This is a genomic window from Myxococcus sp. CA005 (genome assembly GCF_006518205.1).
In the GTDB taxonomy this organism is placed as follows: Bacteria; Myxococcota; Myxococcia; order Myxococcales; family Myxococcaceae; genus Myxococcus; species Myxococcus xanthus.
In genome coordinates this window covers 1-15,123 of record NZ_SRLV01000137.1, presented here as the reverse complement: position 1 = coordinate 15,123, position 15,123 = coordinate 1, and the positions used below count along the sequence as shown (strand labels likewise).

General features: G+C 68.6%; 12 protein-coding genes. 7 read left to right on the top strand and 5 right to left on the bottom strand.

The window, feature by feature from the left end:
* Positions 1 to 30 precede the first annotated feature (30 nt).
* Together FMQ63_RS35190 and FMQ63_RS35185 are read right to left on the bottom strand one after the other, a co-directional pair.
* Entirely contained in the window at positions 31 to 672 is a 642-nt protein-coding gene (locus tag FMQ63_RS35190; protein WP_026114277.1) for a hypothetical protein, read from the bottom strand.
* A 12-nt stretch (positions 673 to 684) separates the two neighbouring features.
* Complete coding sequence (locus FMQ63_RS35185) at positions 685 to 1,284, bottom strand: hypothetical protein (RefSeq protein ID WP_026114278.1); 600 nt, start codon at positions 1,282 to 1,284, stop codon at positions 685 to 687.
* 413 nt (positions 1,285 to 1,697) lie between these two features.
* Between FMQ63_RS35185 and groES the strand changes: the two genes are divergently transcribed.
* From groES to FMQ63_RS35150, 7 genes are all read left to right on the top strand, one after another.
* A complete protein-coding gene (gene groES, locus FMQ63_RS35180) occupies positions 1,698 to 1,988 on the top strand; it encodes a co-chaperone GroES (protein ID WP_002640434.1) in 291 nt (96 codons plus the stop codon).
* A 38-nt stretch (positions 1,989 to 2,026) separates the two neighbouring features.
* Positions 2,027 to 3,676 carry a chaperonin GroEL gene (groL, locus tag FMQ63_RS35175; protein WP_011554876.1) on the top strand — a complete coding sequence of 550 codons (1,650 nt, stop codon included), beginning with the start codon at positions 2,027 to 2,029 and terminating at the stop codon, positions 3,674 to 3,676.
* A gap of 150 nt (positions 3,677 to 3,826) precedes the next feature.
* The gene (grxC, locus tag FMQ63_RS35170) at positions 3,827 to 4,084 is read left to right on the top strand and encodes a glutaredoxin 3 (RefSeq protein WP_011554877.1); all 258 of its coding nucleotides are present in this window, start codon (positions 3,827 to 3,829) and stop codon (positions 4,082 to 4,084) included.
* 97 nt (positions 4,085 to 4,181) lie between these two features.
* A complete protein-coding gene (locus tag FMQ63_RS35165; RefSeq protein ID WP_026114279.1) occupies positions 4,182 to 4,586 on the top strand; it encodes a hypothetical protein in 405 nt (134 codons plus the stop codon).
* 87 nt (positions 4,587 to 4,673) lie between these two features.
* Positions 4,674 to 5,720: a hypothetical protein gene (locus tag FMQ63_RS35160; RefSeq protein ID WP_225909372.1), complete on the top strand. Its 1,047-nt coding sequence runs from the start codon at positions 4,674 to 4,676 to the stop codon at positions 5,718 to 5,720.
* 71 nt (positions 5,721 to 5,791) lie between these two features.
* Positions 5,792 to 7,171: a sigma 54-interacting transcriptional regulator gene (locus FMQ63_RS35155; protein ID WP_011554880.1), complete on the top strand. Its 1,380-nt coding sequence runs from the start codon at positions 5,792 to 5,794 to the stop codon at positions 7,169 to 7,171.
* A gap of 41 nt (positions 7,172 to 7,212) precedes the next feature.
* Positions 7,213 to 8,406 carry a hypothetical protein gene (locus FMQ63_RS35150; protein WP_011554881.1) on the top strand — a complete coding sequence of 398 codons (1,194 nt, stop codon included), beginning with the start codon at positions 7,213 to 7,215 and terminating at the stop codon, positions 8,404 to 8,406.
* Positions 8,407 to 8,544: 138 nt separating this feature from the next.
* Here FMQ63_RS35150 and smc read toward each other — a convergent pair whose 3' ends face one another.
* The 3 genes from smc to FMQ63_RS35135 all read right to left on the bottom strand — a co-directional run bounded on the left by smc (position 8,545) and on the right by FMQ63_RS35135 (position 14,959).
* Positions 8,545 to 12,147 carry a chromosome segregation protein SMC gene (gene smc / locus FMQ63_RS35145; protein WP_011554882.1) on the bottom strand — a complete coding sequence of 1,201 codons (3,603 nt, stop codon included), beginning with the start codon at positions 12,145 to 12,147 and terminating at the stop codon, positions 8,545 to 8,547.
* 601 nt (positions 12,148 to 12,748) lie between these two features.
* Entirely contained in the window at positions 12,749 to 14,140 is a 1,392-nt protein-coding gene (locus FMQ63_RS35140; protein ID WP_011554884.1) for a hemolysin family protein, read from the bottom strand.
* Positions 14,141 to 14,143: 3 nt separating this feature from the next.
* A complete protein-coding gene (locus FMQ63_RS35135) occupies positions 14,144 to 14,959 on the bottom strand; it encodes a lipopolysaccharide assembly protein LapB (RefSeq protein WP_011554885.1) in 816 nt (271 codons plus the stop codon).
* Between the last annotated feature and the right edge of the window lie 164 nt (positions 14,960 to 15,123).

Below are 15,123 nucleotides of genomic sequence, written 5' to 3'. Positions count from 1 at the left end.
ACCCTACCCGATACGGAAGGAGAAAGGTGCTCACCCGCCATGCGCGAAATGGCGAAGCTTGGCCTCCGCCCCCAGCCGGTAGGCGTAACGCAGGTCCGCCAGCAGCCGGTCCAACCGCCGGGCGGCGACGTGCCCCATCAGCCGCGAGCAGAAGCGGCGTGACAGCCGGTTCGCCTCCTCGTAGCGCCACCGCTCCTGGACGGAGAGCTGCTTGCGGTAGGACACCCGGTCGAAGAGACGCTGGAGCAGCTCCCGCGCCCAGGCCCCCACGCCTTCGCCCCACCGGTGCAGCAGGCACACCGCGAACTTGTCCACCTCCGCCTGCGCCTCCAGCTCCAGCAGCGACACCGTCCGGCCGTGGGCCGCCGTGTGGGCCACGTAGAGGAAGTGGCTCACGCCTTCGGCCAGCTGGCAGTAACCGGCCAGGTCGCTGTCCAGCACGTAACCCAGCGGACCGGATTCGTAGGGCTTGAGCCTGTCGAGCAGCGCCGGTGACAGGTAGAGGGCCAGCTCCAGCGCGTCGTCTGCCTCGTGCACCAGCAGCTCCTCGTCGGCGCGGCCGGTGCCTCCCAGTTGGGCGGCGGCCTCCGTGTCCACCACGAAGACCTCCGCCCTTGCCTCGCACGTGAAGCCGTAGATGGCCTCCAGGTGGTCCTGAACGCGGCCAATCATCCCCACCTCCGGCTAGTTGGCGAGCTGTCCCTTGGGCCGCGGCATCATCCCCGCGTCGAGCAGCACGCGCTCCAGCCGGTCACTCCCGGTGCGGACCCACGCCTCATAGACCTTCAGCACGCCGCTGGGGCCGGCCCGCACCATGCCCCGCGCGGAGATCTCCTCCAGCACCTCCACCACCTTGCGGAACTTCTCGCACAGCTCCCGGTACACCTGCGCGAAGCCCGCCGCCGGTGTCAGCTCCGCCACGTGGCCATACGCCGTGCCACCCATCTGGATGTAGTAGTCCGGCCCCACCACGCCGCTCTGCAGCGCGCCGGAGAAGAAGCCCACGGTGTACAGCGACACGTCGCCCAGCCGGCGCAGCGTGCGGATGCGCTCGGCGCGCTCCTGCTGCAAGGCCTGGTGGTAGAGGATGGCCAGGGGCTCGTGGTCCTTGCGCCCGCCCTCCTCGCAGGTGAACAGCTTGTCGGTGACGGCGAACTCGGACAGCAGGTTCACCAGGTAGAACTCCGTCACTTCCGCCAGTTCTACCCGCTGCCGCCCCGTGACCTCGCCCAGAAGAGACTTGAAGAACTCCTTCAGAGACAGGGACGCCACCAGTCCACTCATGGACACCTCCCGTCATTCCCCGGGCGGACGTCGCCCGGAGGAGACCTGGGAAGCGTAGCAATCAGGTGCGGGCGCGGCAAAAGCCACTCCCAGTGATTCCAAGCACTTGCGTTAGCACTCGGGTATCGCGAGTGCCAATCCAGCGTCCCACGGCAGCCCGCCGGGCACGAGGCCACAGGTTGAGGACGTCACGGAAAAACCCCAACAATGCCGCGCAGTTGGCACGTTCGGGAGCGGTCAGCCAGCGTCGCTTGACGGGTCGACTTCGCTGGTTATTATCCGCCGCGCCTGGGCGTTAGCACTCATGAGGTGCGAGTGCTAACCCCATGGGTCGCGAGGCCCTTTTTCAACCCCCAAGCAGCTTTCGGTTGCCAACGGAAACGGCGCCGGAAGCGACATGTAAGGAGCAGGCCATGAAGATTCGTCCCCTGCAGGATCGGCTCATCGTCAAGCGCGTCGCCGAGGAGAACAAGACCAAGGGCGGCCTCTTCATCCCCGACACGGCGAAGGAGAAGCCCCTCGAGGGCAAGGTCATCGCCGTGGGCAACGGCAAGGTGCAGGAGGACGGCAAGGTCCGTCCGCTGGACATCAAGGCCGGCGACACCATCCTGTTCAGCAAGTACGCGGGCACCGAGATCAAGCTCGACGGCGAGGAGCACCTCATCCTCCGTGAAGAGGATGTGCTCGGCGTGATCGAGAAGTAATCCGGCTTCCCCCACTCTTCCTTCAAGGAACCATCCAAATGGCGAAGGACATTCTTTTCGACGTGCGCGCGCGTGAGGCCATCCTCCGCGGCGTCAACATCCTGGCCGACGCGGTCAAGGTCACCCTGGGCCCCAAGGGCCGCAACGTCGTCATCGAGAAGAGCTTCGGCTCCCCGACCATCACCAAGGACGGTGTGACGGTCGCCAAGGAGATCGAGCTCGAGAACAAGTTCGAGAACATGGGCGCGCAGATGGTCAAGGAGGTTGCCTCCAAGACGTCTGACGTCGCCGGTGACGGCACCACCACGGCCACCGTGCTGGCGCAGGCCATCTTCCGCGAGGGCGCGAAGCTGGTCGCCGCGGGCCACAACCCGATGGACATCAAGCGCGGCATCGACAAGGCCGTGGGCGCCATCGTCGCCGAGCTGAAGAAGCTGGCCAAGCCGACCAAGGACAAGAAGGAGATTGCCCAGGTCGGTACCATCTCCGCCAACGGTGACGAGACCATCGGCACCATCATCGCGGACGCGATGGAGAAGGTGGGCAAGGAAGGCGTCATCACCGTCGAAGAGGCCAAGGGCCTGGAGACGACGCTGGACGTGGTCGAAGGCATGCAGTTCGACCGCGGCTACCTGTCCCCGTACTTCGTGACGGACCCGGAGCGCATGGAGGCGGCGCTCAACGACGCGCTCATCCTCATCAACGAGAAGAAGATCTCCTCGATGAAGGACCTCCTGCCCATCCTGGAGCAGGTTGCCCGCGCCGGTAAGCCCCTGCTCATCATCGCCGAGGACATCGAGGGCGAGGCCCTGGCCACCCTGGTGGTCAACAAGATCCGCGGCGTGCTGAACGTGTGCGCGGTGAAGGCGCCGGGCTTCGGTGACCGCCGCAAGGCCATGCTCGAGGACATCGCCACCCTGACGGGCGGCCGGATGATCGCCGAGGACCTGGGCATCAAGCTGGACACCATCACCCTCCAGGACCTGGGCCGCGCGAAGCGCATCACGGTGGACAAGGACAACACCACCATCGTCGACGGTGCCGGTGGCCAGCAGGAGATCGAAGCGCGCGTGAAGCAGATCCGCGCCCAGATCGAGGAGACCTCCAGCGACTACGACCGCGAGAAGCTCCAGGAGCGCCTGGCGAAGCTCGTGGGCGGCGTGGCCGTCATCAACGTCGGCGCGGCCACCGAGACGGAGATGAAGGAGAAGAAGGCCCGCGTCGAGGACGCGCTCAACGCGACCCGCGCGGCCGTCGAAGAGGGCGTCGTCCCTGGCGGCGGCGTGGCCTACATCCGCTGCCTCAAGGCGCTGGACGGCCTGCAGCTGTCCGGCGGTGAGAAGTTCGGCGTGGACATCATCCGCCGCGCCGTCGAGGAGCCCCTCCGCCAGATCGTCGGCAACGGCGGCCTGGAGGGCAGCGTGGTGGTGAACAAGGTCAAGGAGTCCTCCGGTCCGTTCGGCTTCAACGCCGCCACGGGCACCTACGAGGACCTGCTGGCCGCCGGCGTCATCGACCCGGCCAAGGTCAGCCGCACCGCGCTGCAGAACGCGGCGTCCGTGTCCTCGCTGATGCTCACCACCGAGGCCATGGTGGCGGAGCGTCCGAAGGAGGAGAAGGACCTCCCCGCCGGCGGTGGCATGGGCGGGATGGGTGGCATGGGCGGTATGGGCGGTATGGGCATGTAGTCCGCCCCTCACCCCGGCATCCGTCCGGGGTGACGTCCTGAACGCGGCCTCCGGCCCCTCATGGGGACCCGGGGGCCGTCGTCTTTGTGGGCTGGGTGGCGGCACGCCCTCCTGGCCCTTACTTTGGTGAATACGAAGGAGGAGACACCCGTGAAGCCCGTGAAGATTTTTACGACCACCTACTGTGGCTTCTGCGTCCGCGCCAAGGACCTGCTCAAGCGCAAGGGCGTGGACTTCGAAGAGGTGGATGTCACCGGAGACGACGACCTGCGCGCGAAGCTCGTGGAGATGAGCGGTGGCCAGCGCACCGTGCCGCAAATCTTCATTGGCGACACGCACGTCGGCGGCTACTCCGACCTGTCCCGGCTGGACACCGAGGGCCGCCTGGAGCCGATGCTCCAGGCCTGAGCACGCCAGGCAGCCGGCCAGCCGCCCCCGCCAAGGCTCCCGGCTCGCCGTGCATAGCTTTCTCTCCGTGGCACTTCACTCATCCACGGGAGGCGGCATGGCAGGCGAAGAGCGGCAGACGGGGACCCGGGACGAGCAGTACAACCTCATCAGCGTCCTGTACCACCTGCTCAAGGGGGCCTCGACCAGTGAGGCGTACATCCGGGATGCCGAGGAAATCGGCGACCCCGAGCTCGCCCAGTTCTTCCGCGATTGGCAGGAGGAGCAGCGAAACCTCGCCGAGCGGGCCAAGAATCTGCTCGGCGCCCGCATGGCGGGCGTGTCCAGGGCGGGCACCGGCCGCAAACGCTCGGCCCAAGAGGGCAGGCGCGGCGCGGGCTCGGTGGAGAAGCAACCCACCAACGCGAGCGTCGCATCGGGCGGCAATGACACGACACGAGACGCCGTGGACGAGGAGCTGCTGGAGACCTTTCCCGCAAGCGACCCGCCGGGCCGCTACTGAGGCCCCATCCGGCTTCCTGCGTCCTTCCGCGAGGGAGTGACGCAGGATTCTGGATTCTGGCCGAACGTTCGTCTTGTATGGGGGGTCGTGAAGCACACCGCCCCGTTCCACTGCCCGCGCCTGATGCTGCTCATGGTGGCCATCCTGGCCGCGGCCTGCCGGAGCACGCCCTTCCAGGTGCGGGGCGCCGTGCCCGAATCGCTGGGCGCGTCCGCGGTGGTCGTCCAGCCCTTCGGCTTCCAGTGGGCGGAGCCCGACTGGCGCTCCGTGGAGCTGTCTCAGCGGCTGGTGAACGTGGCCCTGGCGCAGACGGGTGACGCGGCCCTCTTCTTCGGCCCCACCGAGCTGCAGGTGGCGCGGCCCGGCGAGGACGGCGGTAACGGGCTGACGCGCGCCGTGGTCGCGACATTGGCCTCCTACGGCGTCCGGCCTGACGGATTGATGGTCCTCCGCCCCTCGGCGGAGAAACGCATCCAGTCCGGTGAACGTGAACTGATTGACACCGAGGGCTACACGGTGGGCCAGAGCGCCACCGAGGTGGTGATGTACGTGGGCCGTGTCGAGGTCCTCCACCCCGCCACGCACGAGGTGGTGCTGGAGGTCTTCGGGGAGGCCACCGTGAATCCCTACGCAGACATCCTCGATGAGGGCGCGGATCCGGCTCCGGAGCTGACGAGCCTCATGGAGGCGCTCACGCGCGAAGCCCTCCGCGGCCTGTCGAGCCACCTGAAGCCACCCCGCGCGCCATCCCCCGCGCTGGCCACCTCCCTGGCGTGGGCGCCGTGGGACGTGCTCGACATGGCGGCGTGGATGCCCAAGGACATGACCGACCTGGAAGCGCCGCTGCGCACAGAAGCCGGGCAGGACCCGCGAAGCCTGCGCATGCAGCGCCTGCGCTTCGCCAACCCGCACGCGGACGCCGCGCTGCTGGAAACACTGGCGCGGCGCCCCGGCGGCCTCTATGTGCGCGCCGCACCCGAGGGCGCGAAGCTCTCCGCGGGGGACCTGGTGCTCACGCTCGACGGCCGCCCCGCACTTCCCCAGACACTTGCCCGCGCACGGCTGGCGCTCGTGCCAGTCGAAGCGCGCGTTCAACAACCCTCAGGCAGGATTGTTCCACTCGTACTGCCTTGAGTTTTCCCGATGTGAAGAGGCTCGCGTCGGGCTTGCCCGCCCATGCGACTCGCACCTAAAGAGGACCCGATATGGATAGGCCCGAGGTCACCCAGACCACTCAGACGGAGCAGGAAGGCCGCACCACCCGAATCCCCATCCCCGAATGGACGGTGGAGGTGGTTGCCGGACCTGACAAGGGCAAGAAGGTGAAGACGCAGGACGGACTGGTCCGCGTGGGCTCCGACAGCGCCTGCGACCTGGTCCTCACCGACGCCACGGTGAGCCGCCGCCACCTGGAGGTGGAGCGCACCGCGCGCGGGCTGATGCTGCGCGACACCGGCAGCCGCAACGGCACCTTCCTGGACGGCCGACAGGTGGTGCAGGCCTACCTGACCAGCGGCGACAAGGTCGAGCTGGGCAAGACGAAGCTCTCCGTGAAGGTCGCCCCGCGTCCCACCGAGGTGGATGTTGCGGGGGCGGAGTCCTTCGGCGCGCTGGTGGGCGCCTCGGAGAAGATGCGCTGGGTCTTCACGGAGCTGCGCCGCATCGCCCGCGAGGACATGAGCCTGCTCGTGGAGGGTGAGACAGGCACCGGCAAGGAGCTGGCGGCGCGCGCGGTGCACCAGCACTCGGCGCGGCGCCACGGCCCCTTCAAGGTCGTGGACTGCAACCTCATCTCCGAGGAGAAGGCCGAGCGCGAGCTCTTCGGCGGCCTGCGCGCGGGTGACGGCGAGGACCGCGAGGCGCGGGGCGTCTTCGAGGCGGCCCGGGGCGGCACCCTCTTCATGGACGAGGTGGGCGAGCTGCCGCTGCCCGTGCAGGGCAAGCTGCTGCGCGTGCTGGAGACGCGCGAGGTGCCGTCGCTGGACGGCCAGCCGGTGGCGGTGGACGTGCGCGTCATCGCCTCCACCCACCGGAACCTGGAAGAGGACGTGCGCCAGGGCCGCTTCCGCGCGGACCTGTACTTCCGGCTCGCGGTGGCGCGCGTGCGCCTGCCGCCCCTGCGCACCCGGCGGGACGATTTGCCCGCGCTGGCCCAGGCCCTGGCCCAGACGCTGCGCGCCAGCATCACCCTCACGCCCCAGACGCTGGCCCTCTTCGAGGGCTATGAGTGGCCGGGCAACGTGCGCGAGCTGCGCAACGTGCTGGAGCGCGGCGCCCTCATGGAGGAGACGGGCAACAGCAGCTGGCTGGACTTCCTCGCCCAGCCCTCGCGACGCGCGGAGGGACAGCCCCCCACCACCCAGGTGGCCACGCTGGTGGGCACCCTGCCCTACCACGAGGCCAAGGACAGGGTGCTGGCCGACTTCGAGCGCCTGTATTTCGCCGAGGTCATGAAAACCGTGGGCTTCGACATGAAGGCCGCGGAGCAGCGCACCGGCCTGTCCATGCAGAGCCTTTATCGCCTTTTGAAAAAAAACGGGCTTCGGCTCAAGGACCTCAAGAACGCCGAGGGCCTGGAGAAGTAAAGAAGTCCGCAAGCAGGTCCACCTCTAGGGAGAACAACCGCATGTTGCGTCGTGTTGCCGTAGCCTCCGTCGTCTTCACTGCCGCTTGCGCCGGCCAGCAGAAGCCCGCAGCCCAGGCCGGACAGCCCACGTCGACCGAGGAGCGTGTCCGCATCACCAACCAGCCCCCGTTCGACCTGGTGAATTGCTTCCCGCGCGAGCTCCAGCTCCCGGAGCAGGCGAGCCAGGGCGTCGTGCTGGGCGCGCTGCTCACCACGCGTCCCCAGGTGATGGAGTGCCTGGTGGACCCGAAGCACCGGGGCGCGGAGAAGAGCACCACGGTGGAGGTCAAGACGACCGTTACGGACCAGGGCGCTTCGCACGCCGTCACCGGGACGAACCTCACCCCGGAAGGCCAGGCCTGCATCCAGAAGGTGGTGGACACCCAGGTGAAGCTGTCCGCGCTGCCCAAGGGCGCGCAGCCGGTGGAGGCGGCCATCCCCTTCGAGCACACCACCAGCGGCCTCAACTCCGTCACCTTCAACATCAACGAGGGCTCGGACTTCACCGGCGCGGTGCGCCTGGCGCAGCCGACCTGGTGTGAGTGCTACGCCAACTTCAAGGAGCAGGTCCCGCCGCCGCTGACGGCGAAGATCAAGCTGCTGAAGACGCAGCCCACCCCGGCCGAGGTCACCTTCGCGCCCTCCGGCAACACCGAGGCGGACCAGCTGGCCGCCTGCCTCCAGCCGAAGATTGCCGCGCTGCCGGCAAAGCTGACCTCCGACGAGCTGGGCTTCTCCTACCGCTTCGTCCACTTCGACTCGTCCGCGCCGGACGCCGCGTCGGCCGCCCTGCCGCCCGAGCTGCGCTTCCTCCAACTGGACCTCAACCGCACCCAGCGCGCGGCGGACTCGGCCATCGCCGATGGCGCCCGCACCCCGGCGGCCCTGGCCTACGCCGAGGTCGTGGACCGCTACCAGAAGACCAAGAACTGGCGCCTGTTCGACGAGATGGCCAGCAAGTGCGACGCGCTGGTGAAGGCGGACGCGGACGTCATCGAGTCCATCAAGGCCCGCCAGGCCACGGACCAGGCCGCGCTGGCGCTGGCCACGGAGATGGCGGCGAAGGACGCGGAGAACTGGGGTGACGTCGTCACCGCCACCCAGAAGAACGTCGACGAGTCCGTGAAGGAACTGGCCGACGCGGAGAAGATGGCCGCGCAGGACAAGGCCGCCTGCCCGAAGAAGAAGTTCTAGGAGTCCCCGCCCCACGGCGGAAAACACGAAGGCGCGGGAGCCCGGAAGCCGGGGCCCGCGCCTTCTGTGTTTCTGAGGGAGAAACCGTCGCCGCGGGGCGGACACCGGAGGCCCGGTGCCCTGCCCGCCCGGACGGGCCTACGCCGCCGTCACCTTGTCGTCGTTGGCCGCGCCCGCCTCGCGCATGCGCACGCTGACGAGCTTGGAGATGCCCGGCTCCTCCATGGTGACGCCATAGAGGGTGTTGGAAACCTCCATGGTCCGCTTGTTGTGGGTGATGAGGATGAACTGCGACTGCTTGCTCATCTCCTTCACCATGTCGTTGTAGCGGCCCACGTTGCCCTCATCCAACGGCGCGTCGACCTCGTCGAGGAGGCAGAAGGGCGTCGGCTTGATGAGGAAGATGCCGAAGATGAGGCCCACGGCGGTGAGGGCCTTCTCGCCACCCGACAGGAGGTTGACGCTCTGCAGCTTCTTGCCGGGCGGCTGGGCGACGATTTCCACGCCCGGCTCCCCGCCCGGCCCCTCGTTGGTGAGGATGAGGCTGGCCCGGCCACCGCCGAACAGGCGGGGGAAGATGGCCTGGAACTTCTCGTTCACCACGTCGAAGGTCTGCTTGAAGCGCTCGCGGCTGGTGGCGTCGATGCGCTGGATGGCCTCCTTCAACTGCTCGATGGAGGACTGCAGGTCCTTCTTCTGCGCGGTGAGGAAATCGTAGCGCTTGGACAGCTCCGCGTGCTCGTCGATGGCGGTGAGGTTGATCTCCCCCATCTTCTCCACCTGCGCGCGCAGGTCCTTCAGCTCCGCCTCCGTCTCCGGGGCCAGCGCGGCCAGCATGTGGTACTTGTGCAGTTCGTTCGCCAGCTCCACCTGGTGCCGCTCGCGGATGCCCGCCGCCAGGTGCTCCAGCTCCAGGGCGATTTCGCGCTCCCGCAGCGAGATTTGCGACAGGCCCTGCATCAGCTCGTCCACGCGGCCGCGCAGCTCGCGGAACGTCGCGTCCTGCTCACGCACCTCCGCGGAGGCCGTGGTGTGCGCCGCGCGGCGCGCCTCCAGCCCTTCCGCGGCGAGCCGGTGCTCCTCGGCGCGCTGGGACAGGCCGCCCTCGGTGTCCGTCGTGCGCCGCGCCAGCTCCTCGACGCGCGCCCCACCCTCCACCACCGTGGCCTGGAGCCGGGTGATGCGCGTCTCCATGTCCTGACGCTGGGAGACGAGGCTGTCCAGCTCCTTGCGGGCCGACTCGCCACGCTCGCTGCCAGCGGCCACCTTGATGCGCAGGCCCGTCAGCTCGCCGTTGGCCGTCTCTGCGCGCAGGCGCAGCGACTCCTGTTCGGACACGAGCTGCTTCACCCGCTCCTCGCGGCCCTCGCGGTCCGCCTGGCCGTGCGCCACCTCGCCGCGGCTCGCCTCCTCCTCGTGCTCCAGGGCCTGGTGGCTCTGGGTGAGCTGCCCCTCCTCCACTTCCAGGGCCCGCACCCGCTCGCGCACGCGGGCCAGGTCCTCGCCCGCCTTGTGCAGGTCCTTCTCCTGGCTGGCGAGGTTCAGCTCCTCGGCGTGCTGATTCTTCGCCAGCCCCTTGAGGACGCCCTCCGCGTGCCCCATCTGCTTCTGGAGCGTGTAGTGCCGGGTGAGAATCTCGTTGTAGCGCTCCTCCACGCGGGCCACCTCGGTGGCCAGCTCGGCGATTTCGCGCTTCTTCTGGAGCGCGCCCACCGCCGCGCCCTCGCTCTCACCGCCGACGATGGTGCCGTCCGGGCGGAACACCTCGCCCTCCACCGTCACCAGCGTGCACGCCGGGCCGCCCGACTCGGTCCACGCGCGCGCCGTGGCTACGTCCTGGACGATGACGACATCCCCCAGCAGCAGTTGGACGAGCGGCGTCAGCGCCTCCTCACACGTCACCTCACGCAGGGCATGCGCGAGCACGCCGGGCTGGCTGAAGTCCGGCTCCAGCGGGGCCGGCAGCGTGTCCAGCGCGGGCACCGGGAGGAAGCTGCCCCGGCCCTCGGCGTGGCCCTTGAGGTAGTCCACCAGCTCCACGCCCTTGTCGCGGCTCTCGACGATGACGTGCTGGAGCCGCTCTCCCAGGGCGGCCTCCACCGCGCGCTCGTAGCGCGGGGTGACGTTGATGACGTCCGCCACCAGGCCGAAGATGCCCTGCTCACGGGCCTGCACACCGGCGCGCGTCATCACGGCGCGCACGCCGCGGTCGAAGCCGTCGTAGTTCTTCTGGATGTCTTCCAGCGTGGAGAGGCGGCTGCGCTTGTCGCTCAGCTCCTCCCGCAGCGCGATGACCTCGATTTCGTTCTCCGTGAAGGCCGCGCGGGTGCGGGTGAGCGCGTCCTCCTCCTGGCCCTTGCGCTCGGCCAGCTCCGCGGCGAGGTGCCGGGTGTCCTCCACCCGCTTCGCCACGTCGCCCCGGACGTTCTCCAGCGTCTGCTCCTGGGCGCGCAGGGTTTCCAGCTCGCCCTGGAGCTTCGCGCGGCGGGCACCCAAATCCCCCCGCTGGCGAGCGAGGTTGACCAGGTTGCTCTCGTGGTTGGCCAGGCGCGTGGCCACGGCCACCAGGCCGGCGCGCTCCTGCTCCAGGCGCAGCGCCACCTCCGTCTGGAGCTGGGACACGCGGCGCAGTTCCTCCTGCGCCACCTGCATCGCGACCTCGTCCTCCTTCCACGAGCCGGCGATGCCCGACAGCTCCGCCTCGCGGGCGGCCATGGCCTCGGACATCTCCGCCTTGCGCGCCAGGAGCCCGTCCAGCTCCACCTGGGCGGCGGCCACGCGGGCCCGCGTCTCCTCCAGGTCGCGCTTGCCGTAGGTCATCTCCTGCGTGTCGCGCTGCAGGGAGCTCTCCAGCGTGTGCACCTCCGCGGCCAGCGCCTGGAGCGCGGCGGTTTCCGCCTCCAACTCCGTGCGGCGCCGGGTGATGGTCTCCTCCAGCTCCTTCACCCGGTCCAGGCTCTCCCGCTCCTCGGAGCCCAGGTTCTCCAGCCGCGACTGGAGCATCTTCTTCTCCGCCATCAGCTCCAACTGGCGGTGCGTGGCCGCGTGCAGGTCGATGTCCCGCATGCGCGCCTTGAGCTTCTTGTACTTCTCCGCCTTCTTCGCCTGGCGCGACAGCGCGTCGAGCCGCTTCTCCAACTCGTTGGTGATGTCAGTGACGCGCAGCAGGTTGGCGTCGGTCGCCTCCATCTTGCGCTCGGCGGCCTTGCGGCGGGCCTTGTACTTGGTGACGCCCGCGGCCTCCTCCAGCAGGTGGCGCCGGTCCTCCGGCTTGCTGGACACGATGAGGCCCACGCGGCCCTGCTCGATGATGGAGTACGCCTTCGTGCCCACGCCGGTGCCGAGGAACAACTCGGTGATGTCCAGCAGGCGGCACAGCGTCTTGTTGATGAGGTACTCGGAGTCGCCGTTGCGGAACAGGCGCCGCGTCACCGTCACTTCGGAGAAGCCCTGGTACTGGGGCGCGAGCTGGTCCGTGTCATCCACGATGAACGTGAGCGACACCTCCGCCATGGACAGCGGCGGCTTGTTCTCCGAGCCGTTGAAGATGACGTCCTCCATGCCGCGGCCACGGAGGTTCTTCGCGCTCTGCTCACCCATCACCCAGCGGATGGCGTCCACGACGTTGGACTTGCCGCAGCCGTTGGGCCCGACGATGCCCGTCACGCCTTCGTCGAACGTGAAGACGCTCCGTTCCATGAAGGACTTGAAGCCGGTGATGTCCAACCGCTTGATTCGCATGCCAGCGGGCTCCTAGAGCGGGCTCGGTACGAGGAGAAAATCGCGCGCGAGGCCGAAAAATCGGCCTCGGAGCGTTCAGCAGAAAGGAGTACCAGCCACCTTCCAGGTGATCAAGCATGGCCATGCCACGCATCGCCATACGTTCGGTTGCCTGGTATGCGACAGAGCAGACGTGCTCTGTAGCTGTAGCGCGCGCACTGCGAGGCGGCGGCGTGTGCACCGCGCTTCTACGCTCCCATGACGTCCTCCCGCTGGTGCGGCTGCTTCAGCCCTGTTGAGTCCTGTTGCGCCACGCGAGCGCGTGACCTTCCGCGGGACGTAGCATTCCGGTCTGACATGCCCTCGGCGGACGCTGGGTTCCTTCGACACGCCCCCACCCGAGCCCACACGAACGCGCCGCCCTTGCCCACCTGACAGGCAGGCGTGTCGACGCGGTGCGGAAGGGCCTCGTCGAGCACGCGAACGCCGGTATGGCAGCCGCGCGTGCCGGGCATCACGCACGCATCATGACCCGGGGGAAGGGTGAGACAGAACCGCCGCGTCGTGAAGCGCGGGTCGCCCGCAGCGAAGAAGCCCCAGCCAGGAACCAGCGTCTACGGGCTCAGGACTCGTTCGAGGCGCCAGAGGGCGGCTCACCGGCGCCCGCCGAGCCGTCCGACACGGTGCGCGCGGACGCCGTCCGCGCTTGCGGCTCCACGGTGACACGCACCACGCGTGGCCCTTCCACCGCGTCCACGACGATGCGCCACATGTCGAGCCGCAGCGTGTCCCCCTTCACGGGAACACGGCCCAGCCTCGTCATGAGGTAGCCGGCGATGGTCGTCACTTCGCCCTCTTCGTCCTCATCCAGGTCGAAGTTGACGTCCAGCCGCTCCTCCAGGTCGTCGAGCTGCGCGGTGCCCGGCAGCTCGAAGCGGCCGCCAGGCAGCGCGCGGACCTCGTCCATGCGGCGGCCCAGCTCCGCGACGTCGCCCACCACCTCCGCCACCACGTCGGCAATCGTCACCAGCCCGGACGTGCCGCCGTGCTCGTCCACCACCAGCGCCGTCTGCCGGCGCCGGCGCCGGAACTCCGCCAGCAACTGCTCCAGCGTGGCGCCCTCGGGGATGAACAGCACCGGCCGCTGGACCTGCGCCAGGCTGCGCAGCTCGCCCCGGGACAGCAGGAAGAAGAGGTCCTTGGCGTTCACCACGCCCTCGACCTCATCGAGATTGCCCCGGCACACCGGCAGCCACGTGTGGCCCGCCGCGCGAGCATCCGCGATGCACTTCTCCAGCGGCTCTTCCACGTCCAGGAACTTCACCTGGTTGCGCGGAACCATCACCTGCCGCGCCGTCTTCTGCGCCATCTCCAGCGCGCGCTCCAGCAGCTCCGCGCGCGCCGTCGTAATCGCGCCCGCCTGCGCCGAGCTGTGGAGGATGACCAGCAGCTCATCCTCGCTGTGCGCCTCGTGCGCCTCCCCCACCGACTGGAGGCCGAAGACGCGCAGCACCCACGCCGCCAGCCCGTTGAGCAGGACGATGGCCGGGTAGAACAGGACGTAGAACACCCGCATGGGCAGCGCCACCGCGAGCGTCGTGTCCTCGGGCCGCTGAATCGCCAGGCTCTTGGGCGCCAGCTCACCGAGGACGATGTGCAGGAAGGTGATGATGCTGAAGCCAATCACCACCGCCGCGGAGTGAGCCAACGTGGTGGCGGCGCCCTCCGGCACCAGTTGCACCAGCACCGGCTCCAACAAACGCGCGAAGGCCGGCTCACCCAGCCAGCCCAGGCCCAGGGAGGCCAGGGTGATGCCGAACTGCGTGGCGGAGAGGTACGCGTCCAGCTTCTCCACCATCTTCATGGCCGTGGGCGCGCCCGGCGCACCTTCGTCCACCAGGGCCTGGAGCCGCGTGGCGCGAATCTTCACGATGGCGAACTCGGTCGCCACGAAGAAGCCGTTGGCGAATACGAGGAGGATCGCCAACCCCAGGAACAACCATTCGTTGCCCATGGCTCAGAACAAGGCTTCGAAGTCCGGGTCACCCTTGAGGGCGTCGAACATGGGGTCGGTGGACAGCCACCCCATCACCTTCGGCCGGTCCGCGGTGAGCGACTTCTGCAGGTACTGCACGGCGTCCTTGGGACGCCCCCACAGCGCGAACAGCGCGGACAGGTTGTAGTTGAGCAGCAGGTCTTCCGGGTTGAGCGCCCGCGCACGCTCATAGGCACGCTCCGCCTCCGCGTAGAAGCCCTTCTGCGCGAAGCAGATGCCCAAATCCAGCTGCGCCTCGAAGTTGTCCGGCTCCAGGCGCACCACTTCCTTCAACTGGGTGATGGCGGAGCGGTAGTCGCCCTCGTCCATCATCAGCGCGGCCAGCTCGTGACGGGGGAAGGCATCCTGGGAGTCCAGCTCGATGGCCGTCTGGAGCTCGCGCATCGCCTCCTCCACGCGGCCCTGGTCCGCGTAGGTGAGGCCCAGGTTGAGGTGGGCGTCCGGATACTCCGGATCCAACTCGATGGCTTCCTTGTACTCCTCCACCGCCATCTCCCCCGCGTGGGTGGAGAGGAAGCAGGCCAGGTTGTAGTGCGCCGTGGCGCTCTCCGGCTCCAGCTTCAGGGCGGTGAGGTACTCCGACAGGGCCTCGCGGAAGAGCTTCTTCTCCGCGTAGACGGTCGCCAGGTTGTCGTGGGCGTGCGCGGAGCTCGGGTCGAGGTCGATGGCCTTCTTGAACTCCTTGATGGCCTCGTCGAGCCAACCCCGGTCCGCCAGCTCGATTCCACGAGTGTTGTGCTCGTCGGAGAGAGCGATGTTGTCCTTTTCGCGGGCCATGAGCGCGCGGGCAATCTACGCGCCGCGCTCCAAGAGGTGCAAGGTAGAGTTTCCCCTCGCCCATGCGCCACGTCGCCCTGCTGCTGCTCATGTTGTCCGCCTGTCACCCCCGCACCATCCCCCCGCCGGAGCCGCTGCCGCCGGAGGAGCCCGCCGGACAGTCC

Excerpts from the sequence above, each read along its gene's own strand:
- FMQ63_RS35190 (WP_026114277.1), bottom strand. The coding sequence starts at position 672 with ATGATTGGCCGCGTTCAGGACCACCTGGAGGCCATCTACGGCTTCACG.
- FMQ63_RS35185 (WP_026114278.1), bottom strand. The coding sequence starts at position 1,284 with ATGAGTGGACTGGTGGCGTCCCTGTCTCTGAAGGAGTTCTTCAAGTCT.
- groES (WP_002640434.1), top strand. The coding sequence starts at position 1,698 with ATGAAGATTCGTCCCCTGCAGGATCGGCTCATCGTCAAGCGCGTCGCC.
- groL (WP_011554876.1), top strand. The coding sequence starts at position 2,027 with ATGGCGAAGGACATTCTTTTCGACGTGCGCGCGCGTGAGGCCATCCTC.
- FMQ63_RS35165 (WP_026114279.1), top strand. The coding sequence starts at position 4,182 with ATGGCAGGCGAAGAGCGGCAGACGGGGACCCGGGACGAGCAGTACAAC.
- FMQ63_RS35155 (WP_011554880.1), top strand. The coding sequence starts at position 5,792 with ATGGATAGGCCCGAGGTCACCCAGACCACTCAGACGGAGCAGGAAGGC.
- FMQ63_RS35150 (WP_011554881.1), top strand. The coding sequence starts at position 7,213 with ATGTTGCGTCGTGTTGCCGTAGCCTCCGTCGTCTTCACTGCCGCTTGC.
- smc (WP_011554882.1), bottom strand. The coding sequence starts at position 12,147 with ATGCGAATCAAGCGGTTGGACATCACCGGCTTCAAGTCCTTCATGGAA.
- FMQ63_RS35140 (WP_011554884.1), bottom strand. The coding sequence starts at position 14,140 with ATGGGCAACGAATGGTTGTTCCTGGGGTTGGCGATCCTCCTCGTATTC.
- FMQ63_RS35135 (WP_011554885.1), bottom strand. The coding sequence starts at position 14,959 with ATGGCCCGCGAAAAGGACAACATCGCTCTCTCCGACGAGCACAACACT.